Raw genomic sequence first — 2,326 nt, 5'->3', positions numbered from 1 at the left:
CTCTCCAACCCAAAGGAGAGTTGAAATGGCAAAACGACGCACCAACCTAGAATGGCAATCACTGTTTGAGCAATATGAAAGCAGCAGTGTTACCCAACGCGCTTTTTGTGAAGAGCATGGACTGAGTTTATCCACGTTCTTTGCCAAACGGCGTCAACTCCAAACAGCAAACCAATCGGGATCTGTCGGATTTGTTAGAGCCGAAATCGTCGAAAAGACAACCAAGTATCAGGCCCAGATAGCTACGGCTAACATGACACTTCTCATCAATGATGTGGAGCTGAGCATTCCTCAAGGTACGCCAGCGGCCTATCTTGCTGAACTCATTGGAGCGTTGTCATGAAAGGTATGCTCAGCGCGCCAGAGATTTACCTTTATCGTGAAAGCGTCGATTTTAGAAAGTCCATCAACGGTCTTGCAGCGATTGTCGAAAATGATACGGACCTACCTCTTGGCAGCGGTGCTCTATTTCTGTTCACCAATAAACAGCGCGATAAGATTAAGGTGCTGTACTGGGATAAAACAGGCTTCGCCCTCTGGTATAAACGCCTTGAAAAAGCCAAGTATAAGTGGCCTTCAAAAGAGAAAAATCAGGTGTTTACCCTCACTCAATTTGAGCTTGATAGACTGCTTTCTGGCTTCACAATTATCGGTCATGAACCCATCAAAATAAACGATTTTACAATGAGTTAATCGAGAATAAAGCCTTATTGACCAAGCGTTAACGGCACGATTTTAGTATAATCAATGCCATGAAAAAGACGCCAAATATCAACCCAGAAAGCCAAGATGTTGCCGAGCTACAAGCGATGGTGAAAGCCCTGATGCTCTCGCAAGAGCAGAAGGAATCGCAATGGAAACAAGAGCGTCAATCGCTGCTTGAACAACTCAAACTCGCCTTCGATCGCCAGTTCGCGAAACGCTCGGAGGCATTAAAGCCTTACGATGAATCACAAGGTGACCTCTTCAACGAAGCGGAATGTGAAGCCGTTAAAGAAGACGAGGTTGAGGTGACAACGACGACCACAACGAAAAAGCGCGGTAAACGTAAACCTCTGCCTAATACCTTGCCTCGTGAGGTTATCGAACTCGATTTAGACGACAATGAAAAGCAGTGTTCTTGTTGTAATCATAGCCTGCATAAAATCGGGGAAGACCGCAGCGAGAAGCTAGAGTTCACACCTGCGGTACTCAAGGTGTTGGAATATGTTCGCCCTAAGTACGCTTGCCGCCAGTGCGAGAAAACAGGTGATAGCAGCCGTATCGTTCAGAAGCCATCCCCTCAGAGTCTCATCCCTAAAAGCTTCGCCACAGAAAGCTTGCTGGCCAACATCATTCTAGGCAAATACCAATACGCGATGCCGCTTTATCGCCAAGAATCTCTGTTTACCCAGTCGGGTATCGAGCTATCACGCACCACCATGGCAAGGTGGGTCATCCAAGTCAGCGAGAAGTTCTCCCCGCTGTATGCAGCCTTGAAAGAGCACCTACTTCAGCAAGTGGTGGTTCAAGCGGATGAAACGCCGCTCAATGTGCTCAAAGAAGAGAAGAAGTGTTATATGTGGCTTTACTGCTCAGGCGCTGACTCGCCCGAAGCGGCACTGCCAAATGTGAAAAATATCGCCTTGTACGACTATCAAAACAGTCGTGCGAGGGCGTGCCCTATTGCCTTTTTAGGTGACTACAACGGTTATCTACAAACCGATGGCTACGCGGCCTATGATGGACTTCATCAAGTCACCAATGTGGGGTGCTTAGCGCATGCTCGTCGCAAGTTCATGGACGCGAAGAAGCTTCAAGGGAAAGGTAAGTCGGGCAAGGCTGATAAGGCGCTGGCTAAAATCCAAAAACTCTACGGGATAGAATCGCGCTTAAAAGGTGCGCCTGCCGAAGAGCGAAAAGCAGAGCGTCAAGCACTTGCCAAACCGATACTGGATGAGCTTTACCAATGGATGACAACCCAGAAGGTGATTGGCTCTAGCCCACTGGGCAAAGCGATAAAATACACGCTCGGGCAGTGGTCAAAGCTCATTCGTTATATCGACGATGGTCACTTATCTATCGATAATAATCGCGCTGAACGCGCAATTAAACCGCTGGTTATTGGCAGGAAGAACTGGCTATTCTCTAACACACCAAACGGTGCTGATGCGAGCGCGATGCTTTACAGCATCATCGAGACCGCGAAAGCCAACGGCCTTATCCTCTACGACTACATGGTCAAGTGCATGAAAGAATTAGCGAAAGCTGAGCCTGATATCGACGCACTCTTACCTTGGAACTTCAAACACTGACAAGTCGCCCCGTGGGTTCATGGGGCGGATAC

3 protein-coding genes are annotated in these 2,326 nt (G+C 48.1%); all 3 read left to right on the top strand.

Translation table 11 applies throughout. The features are described 5' to 3' along the window. Positions 1–25: 25 nt before the first annotated feature. From ACED60_RS25495 to ACED60_RS25485, 3 genes are read left to right on the top strand one after another with little or no spacing between them, the layout of a single operon-like run. Positions 26–343, top strand: a complete 318-nt coding sequence (locus ACED60_RS25495) for a hypothetical protein (protein WP_102258483.1) — start codon at positions 26–28, stop codon at positions 341–343. After that, the gene (gene tnpB, locus ACED60_RS25490) at positions 340–693 is read left to right on the top strand and encodes an IS66 family insertion sequence element accessory protein TnpB (protein WP_102258482.1); all 354 of its coding nucleotides are present in this window, start codon (positions 340–342) and stop codon (positions 691–693) included. Before ACED60_RS25495 ends, tnpB begins: the two co-directional genes overlap by 4 nt. 59 nt (positions 694–752) lie before the next feature. After that, positions 753–2,294 (top strand): IS66 family transposase, encoded by a 1,542-nt coding sequence (locus ACED60_RS25485; protein ID WP_102258481.1) that lies wholly within the window; start codon positions 753–755, stop codon positions 2,292–2,294. Positions 2,295–2,326 lie beyond the last annotated feature (32 nt).

Source organism: Vibrio sp. 1F279 (genome assembly GCF_041439815.1).
In the GTDB taxonomy this organism is placed as follows: Bacteria; Pseudomonadota; Gammaproteobacteria; order Enterobacterales; family Vibrionaceae; genus Vibrio; species Vibrio tasmaniensis_A.
The sequence above is the reverse complement of the archived record's forward strand: the minus strand, read 5'-3'. Positions and strand labels throughout refer to the sequence as shown.

What these genes read in the sequence shown, in the direction of transcription:
- tnpB (WP_102258482.1), top strand. Translation starts at nt 340, where the DNA reads ATGAAAGGTATGCTCAGCGCGCCAGAGATTTACCTTTATCGTGAAAGC.
- ACED60_RS25485 (WP_102258481.1), top strand. Translation starts at nt 753, where the DNA reads ATGAAAAAGACGCCAAATATCAACCCAGAAAGCCAAGATGTTGCCGAG.
- ACED60_RS25495 (WP_102258483.1), top strand. Translation starts at nt 26, where the DNA reads ATGGCAAAACGACGCACCAACCTAGAATGGCAATCACTGTTTGAGCAA.